Raw genomic sequence first — 17106 nt, 5'->3', positions numbered from 1 at the left:
ACGGGTGATCGAACCCGAGTCGTCAGGTGATTCTGAAGTGAGTGCCTCGGTCTACCGGCGCGTGCTCGGTGCCGAACTCGACGAGCTAGCGCCGGAGCTTCGCCCCTACTTCGATGGCGGCCAGCGCGTGGGCGTCGGCAGCGGAGTATTTGAGGTTGCCGGCTCACCGCTGCGCATCCTGAAACCCGTGCTGGTGCTCATGGCGTGGCAACGCATCCTATTTCCGGAATATGCCCGCGATGTACCCTTCGACGTCGTCAATTCGCCTACTGCGGATGGCGCCCTTGGCGCCGTGCGCACCTTCCACTTTGCGGGTCGTGACCGTGTTCTCCAGGACGAAATGCGCGTCGTTGACGGTCACCTGCACGACTTTCTTGGTCGGCAAGGTGGGTTCGAAGTGCGCATGGTGCTCACCGTCACGGATGGCCGCATGCAGTTGCGCTCCGGCCGCCAGTGGCTGCACCTCGCTGGCCGGCGACTCCGCATCCCCGCTCTCGCCACCGTCACGGTCGACGAATCATGGGCAGACGGCCAGCAGCACGTGGATGTTCGGCTCGCCACACCGCTGCTCGGTGATTGGTTCCGCTACAGCGGGCACTTTACCTACGGCTACCAGTAGATCGGTTGCGGGGGGTCCCCGCAACGCCCGTTTACAAAGGTGCGCTTCAGGCGCACTATGGGACGCATGAGCCCACAGCGCGAGTTGCTTCAGGTCGAAATCGAAGAAGTCGAGATCTCCGGTGTAGTGCGGATGCTCAACATGCTCAATACGGGTATTTTGAATCAAACGCTGCGCTTCGTCGGTCGCGTGGGCGGCGAAACCCGCTTCAAAAGCGGCTCCTTCTCGTCGAGCCACATGTTCGATCCGATGAACCCGGATGAGGCTTACGCGCCCCGCATGGCCGAGACCTTGGCCAAGCTTCGCCACGAGATCGAAGAGGATGGCTGGGTCGAGACCGCGAAGGGCGAGCAGTCGTGGGCGCTCACGTTCGCGCGAGCAGAGTCCGCTTAGTCGGAGGCCCGAAACAGCGCCCTCTATACTCGCGCCATGCTCCTATTGCTCGATCTTGACAACACTCTTGTCGACCGTGACCTCGCTTTCAGAGAGTGGGTCTCGGGCTTTGTGGCAGACCTCGGAGGAAACAGCGCTGATCGAGAATGGCTTATGGCCGCTGACGCAAATGGGTACGCTTCGCGGGAGAAACTGGCGGCTGGTATCCAGGAACGATTCGCGCTGGGCACGTCGATTCCCGACCTCGTTCACCGGCTATTGTTCGATCATGTCGAGTCGATAGCGTGCTATTCGGGAATCAAAGACGGTCTCGTGCGGCAGTGAGCTGCAGGGGATCGCCTGGTTGTGGTTACCAACGGCACTCGCGCGCAACAGTCGCGGAAGATGCGATTCACGGGGTTAGATAATCTCGTCGATGGCATCGTGATCTCGGAATCTGCCGGTGCCAAGAAGCCTGAGCCCGAGATCTTTCGGCAAGCGCTCGAGTACAGAGCAGACAATTCTACGGTCTGGATGGTCGGCGCCAATGCCGACGCCGACATCCGCGGTGCTCAGAAGCTCGGCCTCTCGACAGGCTGGGTGAGTCACGAAAAATCGTGGGAAGGTACGGACTCGCCGACGATCATTCAGCCCACCACCGTGCGAGTCTTGGAAGAGATTCATCTCGGCCGCTGAGTATTCTGCGACTCCTCGGAGACCTGTCTGGACAAAGTAAAGACCGGCCCTGGACCCCAAGGGGCGGAACCGGTCGTGTTGGCACAAATTTAGCAGATCTCGCCGAGGGCACCAGGGTTGTTCACGTAGCTGCATCACGTCGTGAAATAAGTTTCCGCGGCCGGGTAGGGAGCGGATAGAGCTCCGCTAAATCCACCCCTGCTGCCAGGCCTTGTCGGCGGCGTCGTGCCGCGACTGCGCGTCGAGCTTCGTCATCGCCGAGGACAGGTAGTTGCGCACAGTCCCTGCTGCCAGGTGCAGAGCGTCGGCGATTTCTTGCACGCTCATCGTGGAGCGGCTGAACCGCAGCGCGTCCAACTCGCGGTCGGTGAGGGGGCAGCGTTCGGCAGTGAGGGCCGTCGCCGCAATTTCGGCATCGATGTAGCGTTTGCCGGCCACGACATCCCGGATCACGGTGGCCAAATCTTCGGCGGGCGTCGACTTGGGAACGAAGCCCGAGACGCGGGCGGCGAGAGCGCGACGCAGCACTCCGGGCCGCGCGTGGCGTGTCACGATCACGACCTTTGTCGCGACGGTCGAGAGGATGCGCGTGGCCGCCTCGATCCCGTCGGCCTGGGGCATTTCGAGATCGAGCAGGCAGACATCCGGTTGAAGCACGAGCGCTTGCTCGGCCGCCGCAACACCGTTGTCGACGCTCGCGACGACCTCGATGTCGGGCTCGAGATTCAGCAGCGCGCTGAGGGCGCCGCGAATGAAATGTTCGTCGTCGGCGATGAGTAAGCGGATGACGCGGGCCGGTGCCGCAGGTGTAGTCACGCCAGTCTCGTGCACGCCAGTCTCGCTCATGCCTTGGCTCCCGCCCGGACCGGAATCCGCACGCTCAACTCGAAGCGCTCCCCGCTGGGGTCAACCGCAGCCACAAGTTCGCCCTCAAGCGCGGCGACCCGATCCCGCAAGCCGGCGAGCCCGCTCCCGGGAGTGCCACTCGACGAGACACCGGTCTGCACGGCGTCGTTGCTGATCACGAGAGTGTTTTCGGCGTCAGTGGCGTTGAGGTGAATCGACACCTGAGTGGCTTCGCTGTGACGGAGGATGTTCGTGGTTGCTTCTCGCACGACGAGCCCGAGCACGCGGCGAGCGTCGGCCTGCGCCGGCATCGTGCCGACAACGAGCTCACACGCGGCGCCGGCCGCCGTCAGCACTTCGCGCGCGTTCTCCAGCTCGTCGCCGAGCTCGACTTCTCGATACCCGGCCACGAGTGACCGAGTTTCTTCCATGGCTTGTTTGGCGATCATCCGCGTCTCATGAATGTGTTCGCGGGCGGCTTCGGGGTCGATGGCGAGCATCCGTTCGGCCAGCTCAGATTTGAGGGCAATCACTTGCAAATGATGACCCTGAATGTCGTGCAGGTCAGAGGCGAAACGCAGGCGTTCTTCGGCGACCGCAAGGGCGGCGGCACTCGTGCGCAAGCGGTCGAGGGTGACAACGACATCCCACCACCAGAGGCCCGAAAGCACCATGAGCGGCAGGAGGAGGCTGTAGAAAATCACGAGCCAGAAGTCGCCGGTCACCCCGGCGCTGACCGGACTCCCCAAAATTATTGCTGCTATGAAGGGCTGCGCGATCGAGATTGCCAGTCCGCCCGCGAGCAGGCTCCAGAGTCGGCGGCGCGAAAAGAGGGGTGCGGCAACGCAGACAGCCATCCAGAGCGGAACCGCGGCCAAGAAACCGACCTCGGGTCGGAAGAGGCCGATCACCCAGACCGCAGCGGCCGGCGCTACAAGCGCGATCACCCACAGAGTGCTCGGGATGCCACGCCCACGCTCGGTGCGCAGGAACCAGCATCCGCGTATCTGAGCCGCCGCCGCAATAAGGCTCAGCGCGACGAGCAGCGCATCGACGGGCGAGCGGGATGCGCCGAAGATCGCCAACATATTGAGGATCACGACCGCGTTCAGCACGATGTAGAAAAACACGATGGAGCCGAGGGTGTAGTTCCACGTGACGCGCACGCCGCGCACACCACGGGCGTGTTCGCCGTCGTGGGCTGACGCGGCAGAAAGGGCAGTCGAGGCGGGCATGGCCTCCAGCGTAGAGCAGTGACATTTGTCACGGTCGCGGGTGCGAAAGTGCTGCGGATGCCGTGACACGGCGGCACTGCCGGGCCGCGTCATCCGCGGCGAGGATTGAATCATCCCCGGCACCCCAGCCGATGACGAGCCGGGCGATTTCTGTCATCACCTCATGAAAGGCACCCCATGTACGACGCTTTCACCTCTTTCACTTCTGGACTCCCCGAACTGCTGCAGTGGGTGGGCGTGATGGTGATCGCGGCGATCCCGTACGTGGAGTCGTATGGCGGTTCGGTGATCGGGATTGTCGCCGGCGTAAATCCCGTCGTGGCGATCATCGCTGCGATCGTCGGAAACGTGATCTCGATGCTGATCTTCGTGTTCGCCGCCCACGGGGTTCGCGCCAAAGTAGCGGCGGGTCGGGAGCCTAAGCCAGAAACGCCGCGTCGCCAGAAGCTGCGCGAACGCTTCGACCGCTACGGGGTTGTCGGAGTCAGCCTTCTCGGCCAGACCCTGCTACCCAGCCAGATCACCTCGGCCGCGATGGTGTCGTTCGGTGCGTCGCGCAACGCCGTGATCCAGTGGCAAATCATCTCGATCATCATCTGGGGTGTCGCCTTCGGCGTGCTCGCGACGTTCGGGATCACTGCTCTGCGCTGAGCGACGCGACGCGATGCGGTGTGCGTGCGGGTGTGGTTGCCCAACGGCGCCCGCATGCTGCCGGACAATTCGACGCTTTCTCTTGTTTAACTCTTGTGACACAAGGTATGTTCAACCGCATGGTTGAAAGCGCAGCAAGCACGCAACTCCGACGCGGAGTCGTTGGCCCCTGCATTCTCGCCCTGCTCTCGACGGGCCCACGCTTCGGGCTCCAAATCGTTCGCGAACTGAACGACGTCGGTCAGTTGCTCACCAGTCAGGGCACCGTCTACCCGCTGCTCAGCCGGTTGCAAGAGGCCGGGCAGGTGAGCAGCCACTGGGAAGTGAGTGACAGCGAGCGACCGCGCCGCTATTACAGCCTTACGGATGTCGGCCGTCGCGACCTCGAACTCTTCCGTGAAGATTGGCGCCAATTTTCGGGCTCTGTCGGAACGCTTCTGCAGACCATCCCTTCCGCATCCACTGAAAGCGAGTAGTTATGAATTCTGCAGCCGAGCACCCGCTGGTCACGGCCTACCTTCGCGAGTTCGATGTCTCCTCCGCGCCCCTGCCTGCACCTCGTCGTCTCGAGCTTCGCGAAGAAATTGCGAACCATCTGCGCGAGACGGTTCCGCCGGAGTCATCTGATCTCGAGGCTATGCATTCGATCGCCGCCTTCGGCTCGCCTGCCGAGATTCTGGGGCAGGAGGGCGTCACGGAACGCGCCGGCGAACCTCAAACGCCCCCACGCCGCACAGCACTCGTTCTTGGTGCGCTCGTCATCGTGGCCGCCGGGCTCGCGGCCTGGATGTTCCTCTCGCCGTCGGCGCTGCTCGGCGAAGGTCCAGACGGTGAACCCACCCAACCTGCGGCCGGGCCTGCCTCGGTCGTAAACGAAAACCCGACGGGGCCCGAGCGAGTCACCGAGGGCACCGCCTATTTCGAATATCTCGCCGCCATCGAAGCCATGCCCGAGCCGCTGCCCGCCGGTGCGGCCTACCCCACTGGGGTGCCAGCGGGTTTGGATTCCGGACAAACGGATGACGGACTGCTGCAGTCTGGTGCGGGCGCAACCGTCGCCCACTTCAGCTGGTTGTGCGCGTGGGAAGCCGAATACTTGAACGCCGCCGCCGCTGACGATGCCGAACGCCAAGTCGCTGCCGAGACCATGCTCACGCAGTGGCCGAGCTACGGTTTCGTCGCAGACCTCGATGGCGGCTGGGCGACGAGCGTTCTCGAACCGTTGAGTTTCGGTGATGTGGCGGGCCTGCAGAAGGACTTGCCGCAGACCTGCTCGCAGGCGGGCATCCTCAACGTCACTGCTCCGTAGGTGCTCTGCGGGTTCTTGTGTCGTCCGCTGTGTCTAGCCTTCGCTCTACACTGGGCGAATGCCGACCCGACTCCTGACTGAAGCTGACCGGTCGCTTCTGAGAGAGGCAACGCTGGCGAACATGAACTGGTGCGGGCCGCGTTTCAGCTTCGACGACCTCGACCAGTCAGCAGAACTCGCGCATTACTATTCCGGCTTCCCGAGCGGAAGCGACTTCGGGATACTGGACGAAGCTGACGGTGTTGCCCGCGCAGTCGCCTGGCTGGTTTTCTTTTCCGCAGAGCACCCCGGCTACGGTTTCGTCGACGAGGCCTTCCCCGAGTTGAGCATCACGACGTTCGATGGTTTTCGCGGCCAAGGCGTCGGCTCGGCGCTTCTTGAGCAACTCCTCGCGGAAGCGGCAGCGAGAGGCGTACCAGGCATCAGCCTGAGCGTGGAAGATGGCAACCACGCCCGCTCGCTGTACTTGCGGCTCGGGTCTCAGGTGGTCGGCCGCTCGGGCGACTCCGACACGATGCTGCTGCGATTGCTGCGATTGCCGCGAACGGCGTCGACGAAGTCGCAGCCTTAAAGAAAATCAGCCCGAGCCGTGAGGCGAGCGGGCTGATCGTGATTCATTCAAGCTAACACTCAACTACGCCGTAAGCCGCTCGATCAGCTCGCGATACCGCGCCGCGGTCTGCTCCACGATGTCGGCGGGAAGCTCGGGCGGAACGCCCTGCTTGTCCCAGTTGGCGGAGAGCCAGTTGCGCACGATCTGCTTGTCGAAGCTGGCGAGGCGGCCGGGGCCGCCGGCGGCGTAGAGTTCGGCATCCCAGTAGCGGCTCGAGTCGCTCGTCAGAACTTCGTCGGCCAGCACAAGAGCGCCGGTCTCGGGGTCGGCGCCGAACTCGAACTTGGTGTCCGCGAGAATCACGCCACGGGTTTCCGCGATGGCCGAGGCCCGCGCGAAGATGTCGAGCGAAGCATCCCGAAGCGCAGTTGCAACCTCAGCGCCGACGAGTTCGACGGTGCGCTCAAAGCTGATGTTCTCGTCGTGCTCACCCAATGGGGCTTTCCACGCCGGCGTGTAAATCGGTTCGGGCAGTCGGTCGCCGTCGCTCAAACCGGCGGGCAGCGCAATGCCGCACACGCTCTGCGATTCCTGATATTCGAGCCAACCGCTGCCCGACAGGTAGCCGCGAACGACACACTCCACCGGATACATGTCCAGCCGCTTCACGACCATCGATCGGTCCGCCAGCTCTGGGGGCGCGTCGACACCAGCGGCATCCGCCAAATGATTCGGAACGTCAGGCAACTGCGCGAACCACCACTTGCTCAGTTGCGTCAGCAGGGCACCTTTGCTCGGGATGCCCGGCTCGAGCACATGGTCGAACGCACTCACCCGATCACTGGCAACCATGAGCACAAGCTGTGGCTCGTCGGCGCGCACATACAGGTCACGAACCTTGCCGGAATACGTCAGCGTCCAGGCGCTCGCCGCAGCATCGTTCACAGCGTCACTCACTGGGCGACGCGCAACGCGATATCGGTGCGGAAGTGCGCACCTTCAAGGTGGATGTGGCCGAGCGCTTCGTAGGCGCGCTCGCGGGCGACCGCAAACGTAGCTCCAGTCGCGACGACGCTCAGCACGCGTCCGCCGGTGGCGAGATACTCGTCACCCTTTTTGGCGGTTGCCGCATGGGCGATGGTGATTCCGGGAACGGCGAGTGCCGCATCCAACCCCGTAATCGGGCGACCGATCTTGGGGTTCTCGGGGTAGCCCTCGCTGGCGAGCACGACCGTGACGGTCACGTCGTCGGTGAAGACGGGAGTCGCATGGTCGGGCAGACCGCCGGTGGCCGCGGCATAAAGCAGCGAGCTCAGCGGTGTAACCAAACGGGGGAGCACAACCTGCGTCTCGGGGTCACCGAAACGGGCGTTGAACTCGATAACGCGGATGCCGTCCTTTGTGACAATGAGGCCACAGTAGAGCAGACCGATAAACGGTGTCTGCTCGTCGGCGAGCTGACGGATCGTGGGGATCGCGATCGTGTCGATCACTTCTTCCACGAAGTTGGCGGGCAACCAATTGAGGGGCGAGTAGGCACCCATGCCGCCGGTGTTCGGGCCGTTATCGCCGTCGTAGGCGAGTTTGTAGTCCTGGGCGGGCGAGAGCGGAACAACGTTATGGCCGTCGCTGAGCAAGAAGAGGGAGACCTCTTCGCCCGCAAGGTACTCCTCGATGAGCACGCTGCCCTGGCCGAGCCAGAACGTGGCGTGATCGACGGCGGCGTTGCGGTCGCCCGTCACGAGAACGCCCTTGCCAGCAGCGAGGCCGTCAGCCTTCACGACATAGGGGGCGCCGAACTCGTCGAGTGCCTCCAGCGCTTCTTCGAGCGAGCCAGCGCGGTGGGCGCGCCCGGTGGGTACGTTCGCGGCGTCCATGATGCGTTTGGCGAAAGTCTTGCTGCCTTCGAGCGCGGCGGCAGCCTTGCCCGGGCCGAAAACGGCGATGCCGCGGCGGCGCAGATCGTCGGCGACGCCAGCAACCAAGGGGGCTTCTGGCCCAATGATGACCAACTCGATGTTGTTGTCGAGCGCGTACGCCGTGACGACATCACCACGCGTGGGGTCGAGCGCGACCGTTTCTACGACCGACGCGATACCGGCATTACCGGGGGCAGCCGTGATTTCGTGCGTCTCCTCCTCACTGAGAAGTGACGTGACAACGGCGTGCTCGCGGGCACCGGATCCAAGAACAAGAATTCGCACGACCCCAGCCTAACGAAGCCCACCGCCACAGTTGTTAGCGTTCAGCCCAACTTGCTAGCGTTCAGGCATGGCAAAGCTGAAAATAGCCCCCATCGCAGGCGAGGCGAGCATCCGGCTGGTGCGTGATGGTCGTGCCGATCGCGACGCTACAGCCACAGCGGTTCGCTACCTCTTGCAGGTGTTGGCGACGAACGCCGAAGGCAATTCGGTCGAGGTTCGCGTGCCACCCTTCGGCGCCGTTCAAGCCATCGAAGGCCCCAACCACACCCGCGGTACCCCGCCCAATGTGGTCGAGATGGATGCCGCCACCTGGATTGCGCTCGCCACGGGAACGCGAGAGTGGGCCGAGGCCCTCGACTCCGGCGACATCAGTGCCTCGGGGTCGCGTGCCGACCTCAGCGGCTACTTGCCAGTTGTGTGAGAGAGAATAGTGCCGTGAGTATTACGCCAGAGAACGAGCCCGCGGCATCCGCCCCGCAGCAGCCTGCGATGAAGACCACGGTCGAATCGATGGGCGTCAGCATTCGTCGTGCGCCCAAATATGGCGCGTTCATGATCGTCGGTGGCGGCCTCGGCGCCATCGCCGCGTTCATTCTCACGATGGCGTTTCCCGTTGATCCGTCCGTCGGATTCGGTGCTCTCTTTGGCTACTTGAGTCTCTTTGGCATTCCGGCCGGTGTTGCCGTCGGCGCTCTCGTCGCGCTGATCGCCGACCGTTCTTCGCGTCGTCGCGCCACGGCCGGAACTGCCGAGCACGAGATCTCAGAGCCCGAAGCGTACGAGGGCACGCTCGAATAGCGAGCGCTAGCTCAGCCCACTACTGCGATAACTGCTGCTGGCGACGAAAGCCGACGCCGGTGCTAGCGCGACCGCTAGCTCAGTTGCGTCTTTTCGAGGCAGTCGAGGTAGTCGGGCGTGATACTGCCGGAGACGTACTCGCCTGTGAAGCAACTCATCTCGAGCTCGGAAACGTTCGAGCCCTCCACGATCGCGGCTTGCATGTCGGCGACCTCTTGATAGATGAGGGCGTCGGCGCCGAGCTCCATGGCGATTTCGGGGATCTTGCGACCGTGACCGATGAGCTCCGCGCGGGTGGGCATGTTAATGCCATACACGTGCGGGTACCGCACGGGCGGTGCGGCTGAGGTGAAGGTGACCTTGTTGGCGCCGGCTTCGCGCGCCATCTGAACGATTTCTTTCGAGGTCGTTCCGCGCACGATCGAGTCATCCACAATCAGGATGTTCTTGCCCTTGAACTCGCTACCCATCGCGTTCAGCTTCTGCTTCACGCTCTTCTTGCGCTCGGCCTGGCCGGGCATGATGAACGTTCGGCCCACGTAGCGGTTCTTGTAGAACCCTTCGCGGTATTCAACGCCGAGCTTCTGCGCGACCTGCATGGCAGCGGGGCGGGCGGAGTCGGGGATAGGCATGACCACGTCGATGTCGCCCATCGGGGTGTACTTCGAGATGGTGTCGGCGAGCTTGTCGCCCAAACGCAGGCGAGCTTCGTAAACGGAGATGCCGTTCATGATCGAGTCCGGGCGAGCCAAGTACACGTATTCGAACGAGCACGGAATCAGCACCGGTGCCTTGGCGCACTGCTTGGAAAACATCTCACCATCGGGCGTAATGAAGATTGCTTCGCCGGGCTCAACATCCCGCACCAGTTCGTAGCCGGCACTTTCGAGTACGAGAGATTCGGATGCCACGATCCATTCGTTGCCGACGAGACCAGTCTGGCGGCGGCCCAATACGAGCGGGCGGATGCCGTAGGGGTCGCGGAAGGCAAGCAGACCGTGCCCAGCAATCAGCGCGATCGCGGCGTAGGAGCCCTCAACGCGGTCGTGCACGCGCGAGATCGCGGTGAAGACCTGCTCGGGGTCGAGGTCGAGACCCGAGACCTGCTCTTGGAGTTCGTTGGCCAACACGTTGACGAGCAGTTCGGTGTCGCTCGTGGTGTTGAGGTGACGGCGGTCGATGCGGAACAGTTCGTCGGTGAGCTGCTGCGTGTTCGTGAGGTTGCCGTTGTGAACCAGGATGATGCCGTAGGGCGCGTTCACATAGAACGGCTGCGCTTCGTTCTCGTTGAAGGCGTTGCCCTTGGTGGCGTAACGCACGTGGCCGAGGCCCGAGGTGCCGACGAGGTTGCGCATATCGCGCGTGCGGTATGCCTCACGGACTTGGCCGTTGGCCTTCTGCAAGTGCAGGGTGCTGCCGTCGGAAGTGGCGATACCCGTGGAGTCTTGACCGCGGTGCTGCAGAAGCAGCAGAGCGTCATAAACCTGCTGGTTGACGGGCTGAGAAGAGACGATACCGACAATGCCGCACATGCTTTCGCGTGGCTCCCTGAGGTCGTAGAGCGCGTACCCGGTGTGAGTACGGTCTAGCTTCTCACATCCGGCCGTTCTGCTGCTGCGCTGTGAGGGCTGCGGATGCGTCGCGGATGGGGTGCGGCAACGGCTCGGGCAGCGGCCTGCGGCATCCGCCCCGGCTGCGTGCGGCAACGCGCAGACCGGTACGCTGGAGCCGTGACCGAGAACTCTTCTTCCAGCTATGCCGCAGCCGGTGTTGACACCGCCGCTGGCGACCGTGCCGTCGAACTCATGAAGGCGGCCGTCAGTGCCACTCATGGGCCCAACGTTGTGGGAGGGTTCGGCGGCTTCGCTGGCCTCTATGACGCCTCGTTCCTCAAGGACTACACGCACCCGCTCATGGCTACATCGACGGATGGCGTGGGCACGAAGGTCGCGATCGCTCAGGCTCTCGACAAGCACGACACCATCGGTCAAGACCTCGTCGGCATGGTTGTTGACGACATCATCGTCGTGGGCGCCAAGCCCCTCTTCATGACCGACTACATCGCGTGCGGCAAAGTCGTTCCCTCGCGTATCGCCGACATCGTTGCCGGTATTGCTCGTGGATGCTCGGCTACCGGCACTGCGCTGGTCGGCGGCGAAACGGCAGAACACCCCGGTCTTCTCGGTCCCGACGACTACGACGTTGCCGGTGCGGCAACCGGCGTGGTTGAAGCCGGATCTCAGCTCGGCCCGCACCTCGTGGCCGATGGCGATGTGGTGATCGCGATGGAATCCTCGGGCATCCACTCGAACGGTTTCTCGCTTGTTCGCCACATTCTGGCCAACAACAAGGTGGGTTACAGCGACCACCTCAACGAACTCGGTGGAGTCGTCGGCGAAGTGCTCCTCGAGCCGACACGTCTCTACACGACGCCACTGCTGAACCTTCTCGATGCGCAGCCCGGCGCCGTGCACTCGCTTAGCCACGTCACCGGTGGCGGTATCGCCGCGAACCTTGCGCGCGTGTTGCCTGTCGGTTCGTGGGTTGAAGTTGAGCGGGCGACCTGGTCGCCGCCAACCGTATTCCGCGTGCTCTCTGACCTGGCTGGTTCCAGCCTCGAAAGCGCCGAAGGAACCTGGAACCTCGGCATCGGCATGATCGCGATTGTGGCCGCGGATGCTGCCGACGCAACCATCGCCGCCCTCACGGCCGACGGCATCCCCTCGTGGGAAGTCGGTCGCGTCTCAATGGCTGCTCGCGATTTCACCGGCTTCGAACAGGGCGCCAAGGGTGTCAACGGCGGCGCTGTGCGCTTGAGTGGTTCGTACGCGAACTAGCGCTACCTTCGGTGGGTGCCGCGGCGCCCGCTACTGATGATCCCGACGTTGTTCTGAGGCGTTGAAGCCATGCCCCTTCGTTCTATCCTCGCCGCAGTGCTCGTCGCCATCATTTGGGGGCTCAACTTCGTCGTCATCGACGTCGGCCTCGAAGGCATGCCGCCGACGCTGTTTCTGGCCCTGCGCTTCCTGGTCGTAATCGTTCCCACGATCTTCTTCGTGCCGCGCCCCAAGTCTCGCTTTCGCGATGTCGTGCTCATCGGGTCATTCATGAGTTTGGGGCAGTTCGGTCTGCTCTACACGGCGCTCGCGATCGGGATGCCGGCGGGCCTCGCCTCGCTCGTGTTGCAAGCGCAGGTCGTCCTCACCGTTGTCTTCGCAGCCCTCGCCCTGCGAGAAACTCCCACGCGCAGTCAACTCGTTGGCGTCGCCCTCGGGGCAGCCGGCCTTGTTGTTGTGGGGAGCGGTCGCGGCGTCGAGACACCCGTTCTCGCCTTCTTCGTGACCGTGGCCGCCGCAGCGTCCTGGGCGATCGGCAACGTGATTGCGCGTCGGGTCGGGCGAAGCGGCGCGACGTCCTCGCCACTGGCTGGGCTCTCGCTCACGGTCTGGTCGGCCCTCGTCGTGCCCATTCCGATGCTTGCGCTCGCTTTCGTTATCAACGGGGCGGATGCCGTCGGCTTCGCCCTCACTCACCTCACCGTTCCGCAGCTGCTCTCCACTGCCTACACCGCGTGGCTCGCCAGCCTGGTCGGGTACGGCATCTGGAACACGTTGCTCGCCCGGCACGCAGCATCCGCCGTCGTGCCGTTCACGATGCTCGTTCCGCCGATTGGCATGACGACCGCGTGGTTGGCGCTCGGTGAGGTTCCGACGGTGATCGAAGTAATCGGCGGAGTGATGCTGCTTCTGGGTGTCGCTATCACCACGGGCGTGCTCGGTCGAAGCCTGCGAAAACGCCGCCAACAATCGCCGTAGCGAGGCCGCATTTCGCGAGTCCCCGGGTGCCACGAAGGCGAATGGCGGTGCCGTGCGCTTGAATGGGCGCTATGGCAACTCAGAAGCCCGAACCCTCGGCTGACAACGCACGCGACGCCCACAATGCTGCCGACGTGCACCCCGTAGAACTCGACGAGCAGCATCCTGCGGGAGATGACCAGCAGGATCACTCCGCAGCCGAAGACGCTGTGCACGAGAGTGACTCCGAGGATGCCGCCGAGGGCACCGAAGCCGAGGGCGACAACTCGCGCCCGGACCCCCTCCTCACGCGAGACGGCTCACCTGCCGCCGCGCTCTGGAGCCTCAACTCGCGCTGGCGTCACATCAACCACGGCTCCTACGGCGCCGTCCCCGTCTTCGCTCAATTACGTCGTCTTGCGTACCTGCAAGAAACTGAGGCCGCACCCCAACGCTGGTTCGGCGCTGCGCCCGAACGAGTGGCGAATGCCCGGGCCGCCCTCGCCGATTTCATCGGAGTGGAGGCCGACCGCTTCGCTTTCGTGCCCAACGCCAGTGCCGGCATGACGGCATCCATTCGCGCACTGCAGCTGCAGCCGGGCGACGAGGTTGTCATCACCGACCACGCCTACGGAGCGGTCGCATTCTCGGCCAAGCGTGAAGCCCGCCAGCGTGGGGCCAAGGTGCGCACGGTGCCCATCGAGTTGGATGCTTCGCCGGAGCAGATCGTGACCGTGCTCGGCAAGGCGCTCGCCAAAAAGCCTGCCGGCCTCATCATCGACGCTTCCACCTCCGCTACGGCGCGCGAGTTTCCGGTCGCGGCGCTCGCGGAGCTGGCCAAGAAGCACGGAGTTCCCCTGCTCGTGGATGCAGCCCATGCGCCGGGCGTACAGAGCCGGCCTGCAGAAGGCGTCACGGCATCCGCGTGGGTCGGAAACCTGCATAAGTTTGCGTGTGGTTTTCGTGGCGCTGCCGTGCTCGTCGCCGAGAAGAAGTTCGCGAAAGAGCTGTATCCGGTTATCGACTCGTGGGGCATGGATGAGCCGTTCCCCGCACGCTTCGACCGCCAAGGCACGCTCGATTACACGCCCTACCTCGCAAGTGTGGACGCGATCACGGGTCTCGAAGCTCGCATCGGCTGGGATGCCATCCGCACGTACATCGAGTCGCTTCTCGAATACTCGACCGATGTCGTTGCCGATGCGCTCGACGCCGCGTCAGGCGAAGAGTCGTGCGTCGATGTTGGAGCGCCAGCGCCCGGAATGCGCCTGTTGCGGCTGCCCGGCACCATGGCGACCAACCATGCAGATGCACTGAACCTTCGTCAACGCATCACCGACGAGCTGGGATTCGAAACCCAAATCACGTCGTTCCGTGACACCGGTTACCTTCGTCTCTCCGCTCACGCCTACAACACGGCAGATGACTACGAACGATTTGCGGAAGATGCTGTTCCGGCTTTGGTGAGCTGGAGTCGCGAGAGCTAGCGGCGCGAAGCACGCTCAGTGCTTCTCACGATCAGGCCTTAACGACAAAGGCGAGCATCCGGCCCCGAGGGGGTAGATGCTCGCCTTTGCTATAAAACGTTGCGGTGAAGATGGCCTATTAGGCGCTACGGCTTTCGTCGTCGTCTTCATCGTCTTCGGTGTCGTACTTATCGCTGTACGAATCACCAGCGGAGTACTCCGGCCATTTCTCACTGTCTTCGGAAACCGGGACAGTGCTTTCTGAACCGCCCAACTCTCGAGCGAGCGCGCCGTAGTTGGTGTCAGGGCTGAAGTACTTCAAATCCCGAGCAACCTTGGTGTGCTTTGCCTTTTGACGGCCGCGTCCCATGCGAGACCCCCTCATACGTCTGTCCCGGTGCGCTGACGGTGGCCAGCGAACGAGCGAACAGGGATGGATGAAAACTAACCTGAAGTTTAGCACGCAAGAAAGAAAGGTCTGGGTTCACGGTGCACACGGAGCGTTTGGGCGGGTAACGTTAGCGCGTGACATCCACCACTGAAACTGACACCTCCGTTGTCGTGATCGGTGCTGGCCAAGCGGGCCTCTCTGTTGCCTTCTACTTACGGCGACTCGGTCTCGACCCCGGCAACGACTTTGTGCTGCTCGACCGCGGTCCTGGAGCGGGTGGAGCGTGGCAGCATCGCTGGGAAGCTTTGCGCATTGGCTCGGCCCATCGCATCAATGATCTGCCGGGCCTTGACGAGCTCGGGTTGAGCTTTGAAACCGCAGACCGTCACATGCCCGCCAAAAAAGTTGTTGCCGACTACTACCGGGCCTACGAAGATCACTACGGGCTGCAGGTCGTTCGTAATGCGGATGTCCTTGCCGTCGATAACTTCGGCGAGCACCTGAACGTCACGTTCTCGCTCGACGGCGAAGAGACCAAAACGGTCAGCACGATGCTCGTCATCAATGCGACCGGCACGTGGGGTGCTCCGTTCATTCCCTGGTACCCCGGCCTCAAATCGTTCGACGGCCGTCACCTTCACACGAGTGAATACCGCAGCGCTCGCGAATTCACCGATCAGAGTGTGGTCGTCGTGGGCGGCGGAACATCGGCGATCGGCTTCTTGCTCGAACTCGAGAACCTTGCCTCGAACCTCACCTGGGTCAGTCGTCGCCCGATCGACTTCCTCGAAGACGGCCCCCTCAATCTTGAAGCGCGCAAAGAAGCGGTGCTCGTGCAGGATGAAGCAGCGCGGGCCGGGCGTGTGCTGCCCAGCATCGTCAGCGGCACGGGTGTTCCGCGCACCCGCCGTATCCAAGCCGGCATTGAACGTGGCGTTCTCACGCCGCGCCCCATGTTCTCGAGTATCGAGCCGAGCGGAGTGCGTTGGAAAGACGGCGCCTTCCAGCAGGCAGATGCCATCATCTGGTCGACCGGCTTCCGGCCAGAGTTGCGCCACCTTGCTCCTCTGAAGCTGCGCGAAAAAGAGGGCGGCATTGCTGTCGGTCAGGGTGTTGCGTGGAAGGACCCGCGCGTCTTCTTCGCCGGGTACGGTCCGCAGGCATCCACCATCGGTGCCAACCGAGCGGGGCGGATGATCGCCCGTCAGGCCATTGCCACGCTCAGCAAGATTCAAGCCATGAAGAACGGGCGTTAGCTAGCCCGCGGATGCCACCTCGCGAATGAGGTCGCGCAGCTCGCTGAGTTGGGGCCGGTTGTCGCTCGCGCGCCACTGCATTTCGAGTGCCAGTGTTGCCGGCTGCGCGAGTGGAATTGCGACAAGGTCTTCGGGCAAATGGCCAACGAGCGCAGCGGAGACGAGCGAGAAGGCGCGGGCTTCTGACAGAAGGTACAGTCGCGATCCGACGATGCGGGGCGGGCTCACGAGAAGCAGTGGAGTAAGCCCTCGCGAGGTGCAGATCTCGAGCAAGTAGTCGAAGTAGGCGGGGTTCTGCTCGCGCGGCCACAGCAGCAGGGGCAGATCACCGAGTTCGGGGAGCTCAAGCTGGGCGGAATCCGCTAGTGGGTGCTTGCGGCTGAGAGCGACGAAGACCTGTTCGCGCACAATCACCTCGGTCTCGTAGCCCTCGGTGGCATCCAGAAAACGACCGAGGCCGATGTCGGCGTGTTCGCTCTCGAGGCGGGTGGAGACGCCGCCCGTGTCGACGAGAACGTCTTCGATGCGCACAGAAGAAAGACTCTGCTCGGCCCGACTGATCACGGCGGGGAGGAGGCGGTTAACCACGCTCGGCGACGCGACGATACGGGCTGTGCGAACGCGGCTGGGTTCGTATAACTGCACGGTGCGAACAACGTGATTCGCGTGCGTGAGCAGCTGGCGGCCCTCGGTCGCCATTGCTTCACCGGCGTCAGTGAGGGTGGCAGAGCGGCCCGAGCGGTCGAGGAGAGCAACCCCGAGAGCGCGTTCGAGGCGACTCACTTCTTGACTCACGGTCGGCTGCGAGATCTCCAGTGCATCCGCGGCCCGCCCGAAGTGCCCGGCGTCGGCCACGGCAACGAAAATCTCCACCTGACGCAACGTGAGTTTCATAGGCTAAGGCTATCTAAACCGC

Annotated in this window: 22 protein-coding genes; 14 read left to right on the top strand and 8 right to left on the bottom strand. The window is 63.4% G+C overall.

Going from position 1 to position 17106, the window contains the following annotated elements; translation table 11 throughout:
• The first annotated feature begins 4 nt into the window (after positions 1–4).
• The 4 genes from ESZ53_RS08290 (at position 5) to ESZ53_RS08275 (ending at position 1687) form a co-directional block, all read left to right on the top strand.
• Positions 5–619 carry a DUF4166 domain-containing protein gene (locus tag ESZ53_RS08290; protein WP_246837263.1) on the top strand — a complete coding sequence of 205 codons (615 nt, stop codon included), beginning with the start codon at positions 5–7 and terminating at the stop codon, positions 617–619.
• Between the two features lie 66 nt (positions 620–685).
• Positions 686–1012 carry a hypothetical protein gene (locus ESZ53_RS08285; RefSeq protein ID WP_129072394.1) on the top strand — a complete coding sequence of 109 codons (327 nt, stop codon included), beginning with the start codon at positions 686–688 and terminating at the stop codon, positions 1010–1012.
• A 36-nt stretch (positions 1013–1048) separates the two neighbouring features.
• Positions 1049–1336, top strand: a complete 288-nt coding sequence (locus ESZ53_RS08280; RefSeq protein WP_129072393.1) for a hypothetical protein — start codon at positions 1049–1051, stop codon at positions 1334–1336.
• A gap of 21 nt (positions 1337–1357) precedes the next feature.
• Positions 1358–1687, top strand: a complete 330-nt coding sequence (locus tag ESZ53_RS08275) for an HAD family hydrolase (RefSeq protein ID WP_168187209.1) — start codon at positions 1358–1360, stop codon at positions 1685–1687.
• A 186-nt stretch (positions 1688–1873) separates the two neighbouring features.
• On the opposite strand, the gene ESZ53_RS08270 is transcribed toward ESZ53_RS08275, so the two are convergent.
• Genes ESZ53_RS08270 through ESZ53_RS14535 form a run of 3 tightly spaced genes read right to left on the bottom strand, consistent with a single transcriptional unit; the run spans position 1874 to position 3925 of the window.
• Positions 1874–2533 (bottom strand): DNA-binding response regulator, encoded by a 660-nt coding sequence (locus ESZ53_RS08270; protein WP_129072391.1) that lies wholly within the window; start codon positions 2531–2533, stop codon positions 1874–1876.
• A complete protein-coding gene (locus tag ESZ53_RS08265) occupies positions 2530–3768 on the bottom strand; it encodes a sensor histidine kinase (protein ID WP_129072390.1) in 1239 nt (412 codons plus the stop codon). Before ESZ53_RS08265 ends, ESZ53_RS08270 begins: the two co-directional genes overlap by 4 nt.
• 28 nt (positions 3769–3796) lie before the next feature.
• Entirely contained in the window at positions 3797–3925 is a 129-nt protein-coding gene (locus ESZ53_RS14535; RefSeq protein WP_256386341.1) for a hypothetical protein, read from the bottom strand.
• 20 nt (positions 3926–3945) lie between these two features.
• On the opposite strand from ESZ53_RS14535, the gene ESZ53_RS08260 reads away from it, so the two are divergent.
• The 4 genes from ESZ53_RS08260 to ESZ53_RS08245 all read left to right on the top strand — a co-directional run bounded on the left by ESZ53_RS08260 (position 3946) and on the right by ESZ53_RS08245 (position 6299).
• The gene (locus ESZ53_RS08260; protein WP_129072389.1) at positions 3946–4419 is read left to right on the top strand and encodes a hypothetical protein; all 474 of its coding nucleotides are present in this window, start codon (positions 3946–3948) and stop codon (positions 4417–4419) included.
• Positions 4420–4538: 119 nt separating this feature from the next.
• Positions 4539–4895, top strand: coding sequence for a PadR family transcriptional regulator (locus ESZ53_RS08255; protein ID WP_168187208.1), 357 nt, complete (start codon positions 4539–4541; stop codon positions 4893–4895).
• Between the two features lie 2 nt (positions 4896–4897).
• Positions 4898–5728 (top strand): hypothetical protein, encoded by an 831-nt coding sequence (locus tag ESZ53_RS08250; RefSeq protein WP_129072387.1) that lies wholly within the window; start codon positions 4898–4900, stop codon positions 5726–5728.
• A gap of 58 nt (positions 5729–5786) precedes the next feature.
• Positions 5787–6299 carry a GNAT family N-acetyltransferase gene (locus ESZ53_RS08245; RefSeq protein ID WP_129072386.1) on the top strand — a complete coding sequence of 171 codons (513 nt, stop codon included), beginning with the start codon at positions 5787–5789 and terminating at the stop codon, positions 6297–6299.
• Positions 6300–6362: 63 nt separating this feature from the next.
• Here ESZ53_RS08245 and ESZ53_RS08240 read toward each other — a convergent pair whose 3' ends face one another.
• Together ESZ53_RS08240 and purD are read right to left on the bottom strand one after the other, a co-directional pair.
• Positions 6363–7238, bottom strand: a complete 876-nt coding sequence (locus tag ESZ53_RS08240; protein ID WP_246837261.1) for a phosphoribosylaminoimidazolesuccinocarboxamide synthase — start codon at positions 7236–7238, stop codon at positions 6363–6365.
• The gene (gene purD, locus ESZ53_RS08235) at positions 7235–8485 is read right to left on the bottom strand and encodes a phosphoribosylamine--glycine ligase (protein ID WP_129072385.1); all 1251 of its coding nucleotides are present in this window, start codon (positions 8483–8485) and stop codon (positions 7235–7237) included. The genes ESZ53_RS08240 and purD overlap by 4 nt, the downstream gene beginning before the upstream one ends.
• A 67-nt stretch (positions 8486–8552) precedes the next feature.
• Here purD and ESZ53_RS08230 point away from each other — a divergent pair, with 67 nt between their 5' ends.
• Both ESZ53_RS08230 and ESZ53_RS08225 read left to right on the top strand, forming a co-directional pair.
• Entirely contained in the window at positions 8553–8906 is a 354-nt protein-coding gene (locus ESZ53_RS08230) for a sterol carrier family protein (protein ID WP_129072384.1), read from the top strand.
• Positions 8907–8920: 14 nt separating this feature from the next.
• Positions 8921–9283 carry a hypothetical protein gene (locus ESZ53_RS08225; protein ID WP_129072383.1) on the top strand — a complete coding sequence of 121 codons (363 nt, stop codon included), beginning with the start codon at positions 8921–8923 and terminating at the stop codon, positions 9281–9283.
• 74 nt (positions 9284–9357) lie between these two features.
• On the opposite strand, the gene purF is transcribed toward ESZ53_RS08225, so the two are convergent.
• The gene (gene purF / locus ESZ53_RS08220; RefSeq protein ID WP_129072382.1) at positions 9358–10815 is read right to left on the bottom strand and encodes an amidophosphoribosyltransferase; all 1458 of its coding nucleotides are present in this window, start codon (positions 10813–10815) and stop codon (positions 9358–9360) included.
• 198 nt (positions 10816–11013) lie between these two features.
• Here purF and purM point away from each other — a divergent pair, with 198 nt between their 5' ends.
• From purM to ESZ53_RS08205, 3 genes are all read left to right on the top strand, one after another.
• Positions 11014–12120, top strand: a complete 1107-nt coding sequence (gene purM, locus ESZ53_RS08215) for a phosphoribosylformylglycinamidine cyclo-ligase (RefSeq protein ID WP_129072381.1) — start codon at positions 11014–11016, stop codon at positions 12118–12120.
• 69 nt (positions 12121–12189) lie between these two features.
• Complete coding sequence (locus tag ESZ53_RS08210; RefSeq protein WP_129072380.1) at positions 12190–13098, top strand: EamA family transporter; 909 nt, start codon at positions 12190–12192, stop codon at positions 13096–13098.
• Positions 13099–13169: 71 nt separating this feature from the next.
• Complete coding sequence (locus tag ESZ53_RS08205) at positions 13170–14564, top strand: aminotransferase class V-fold PLP-dependent enzyme (protein ID WP_168187207.1); 1395 nt, start codon at positions 13170–13172, stop codon at positions 14562–14564.
• Between the two features lie 118 nt (positions 14565–14682).
• On the opposite strand, the gene ESZ53_RS08200 is transcribed toward ESZ53_RS08205, so the two are convergent.
• Positions 14683–14913, bottom strand: a complete 231-nt coding sequence (locus ESZ53_RS08200; RefSeq protein ID WP_129072378.1) for a DUF3073 domain-containing protein — start codon at positions 14911–14913, stop codon at positions 14683–14685.
• Between the two features lie 155 nt (positions 14914–15068).
• Here ESZ53_RS08200 and ESZ53_RS08195 point away from each other — a divergent pair, with 155 nt between their 5' ends.
• Positions 15069–16190 carry an NAD(P)-binding domain-containing protein gene (locus ESZ53_RS08195; protein WP_129072377.1) on the top strand — a complete coding sequence of 374 codons (1122 nt, stop codon included), beginning with the start codon at positions 15069–15071 and terminating at the stop codon, positions 16188–16190.
• On the opposite strand, the gene ESZ53_RS08190 is transcribed toward ESZ53_RS08195, so the two are convergent.
• On the bottom strand, positions 16191–17084 hold the full coding sequence (locus ESZ53_RS08190; protein WP_129072376.1) for a LysR family transcriptional regulator: 894 nt from the start codon (positions 17082–17084) through the stop codon (positions 16191–16193).
• Positions 17085–17106 lie beyond the last annotated feature (22 nt).

The organism is Salinibacterium sp. UTAS2018, assembly GCF_004118935.1.
Taxonomy (GTDB): domain Bacteria; phylum Actinomycetota; class Actinomycetes; order Actinomycetales; family Microbacteriaceae; genus Rhodoglobus.
The sequence above is the reverse complement of the archived record's forward strand: the minus strand, read 5'-3'. Positions and strand labels throughout refer to the sequence as shown.

What these genes read in the sequence shown, in the direction of transcription:
- ESZ53_RS08265 (WP_129072390.1), bottom strand. Translation starts at nt 3,768, where the DNA reads ATGCCCGCCTCGACTGCCCTTTCTGCCGCGTCAGCCCACGACGGCGAA.
- ESZ53_RS08190 (WP_129072376.1), bottom strand. Translation starts at nt 17,084, where the DNA reads ATGAAACTCACGTTGCGTCAGGTGGAGATTTTCGTTGCCGTGGCCGAC.
- ESZ53_RS08280 (WP_129072393.1), top strand. Translation starts at nt 1,049, where the DNA reads ATGCTCCTATTGCTCGATCTTGACAACACTCTTGTCGACCGTGACCTC.
- ESZ53_RS08230 (WP_129072384.1), top strand. Translation starts at nt 8,553, where the DNA reads ATGGCAAAGCTGAAAATAGCCCCCATCGCAGGCGAGGCGAGCATCCGG.
- ESZ53_RS08200 (WP_129072378.1), bottom strand. Translation starts at nt 14,913, where the DNA reads ATGGGACGCGGCCGTCAAAAGGCAAAGCACACCAAGGTTGCTCGGGAT.
- ESZ53_RS08285 (WP_129072394.1), top strand. Translation starts at nt 686, where the DNA reads ATGAGCCCACAGCGCGAGTTGCTTCAGGTCGAAATCGAAGAAGTCGAG.
- ESZ53_RS08205 (WP_168187207.1), top strand. Translation starts at nt 13,170, where the DNA reads ATGGCAACTCAGAAGCCCGAACCCTCGGCTGACAACGCACGCGACGCC.
- ESZ53_RS08260 (WP_129072389.1), top strand. Translation starts at nt 3,946, where the DNA reads ATGTACGACGCTTTCACCTCTTTCACTTCTGGACTCCCCGAACTGCTG.
- ESZ53_RS08250 (WP_129072387.1), top strand. Translation starts at nt 4,898, where the DNA reads ATGAATTCTGCAGCCGAGCACCCGCTGGTCACGGCCTACCTTCGCGAG.
- ESZ53_RS08245 (WP_129072386.1), top strand. Translation starts at nt 5,787, where the DNA reads ATGCCGACCCGACTCCTGACTGAAGCTGACCGGTCGCTTCTGAGAGAG.
- purF (WP_129072382.1), bottom strand. Translation starts at nt 10,815, where the DNA reads ATGTGCGGCATTGTCGGTATCGTCTCTTCTCAGCCCGTCAACCAGCAG.
- ESZ53_RS08270 (WP_129072391.1), bottom strand. Translation starts at nt 2,533, where the DNA reads ATGAGCGAGACTGGCGTGCACGAGACTGGCGTGACTACACCTGCGGCA.
- ESZ53_RS14535 (WP_256386341.1), bottom strand. Translation starts at nt 3,925, where the DNA reads ATGACAGAAATCGCCCGGCTCGTCATCGGCTGGGGTGCCGGGGATGAT.
- ESZ53_RS08255 (WP_168187208.1), top strand. Translation starts at nt 4,539, where the DNA reads ATGGTTGAAAGCGCAGCAAGCACGCAACTCCGACGCGGAGTCGTTGGC.
- ESZ53_RS08210 (WP_129072380.1), top strand. Translation starts at nt 12,190, where the DNA reads ATGCCCCTTCGTTCTATCCTCGCCGCAGTGCTCGTCGCCATCATTTGG.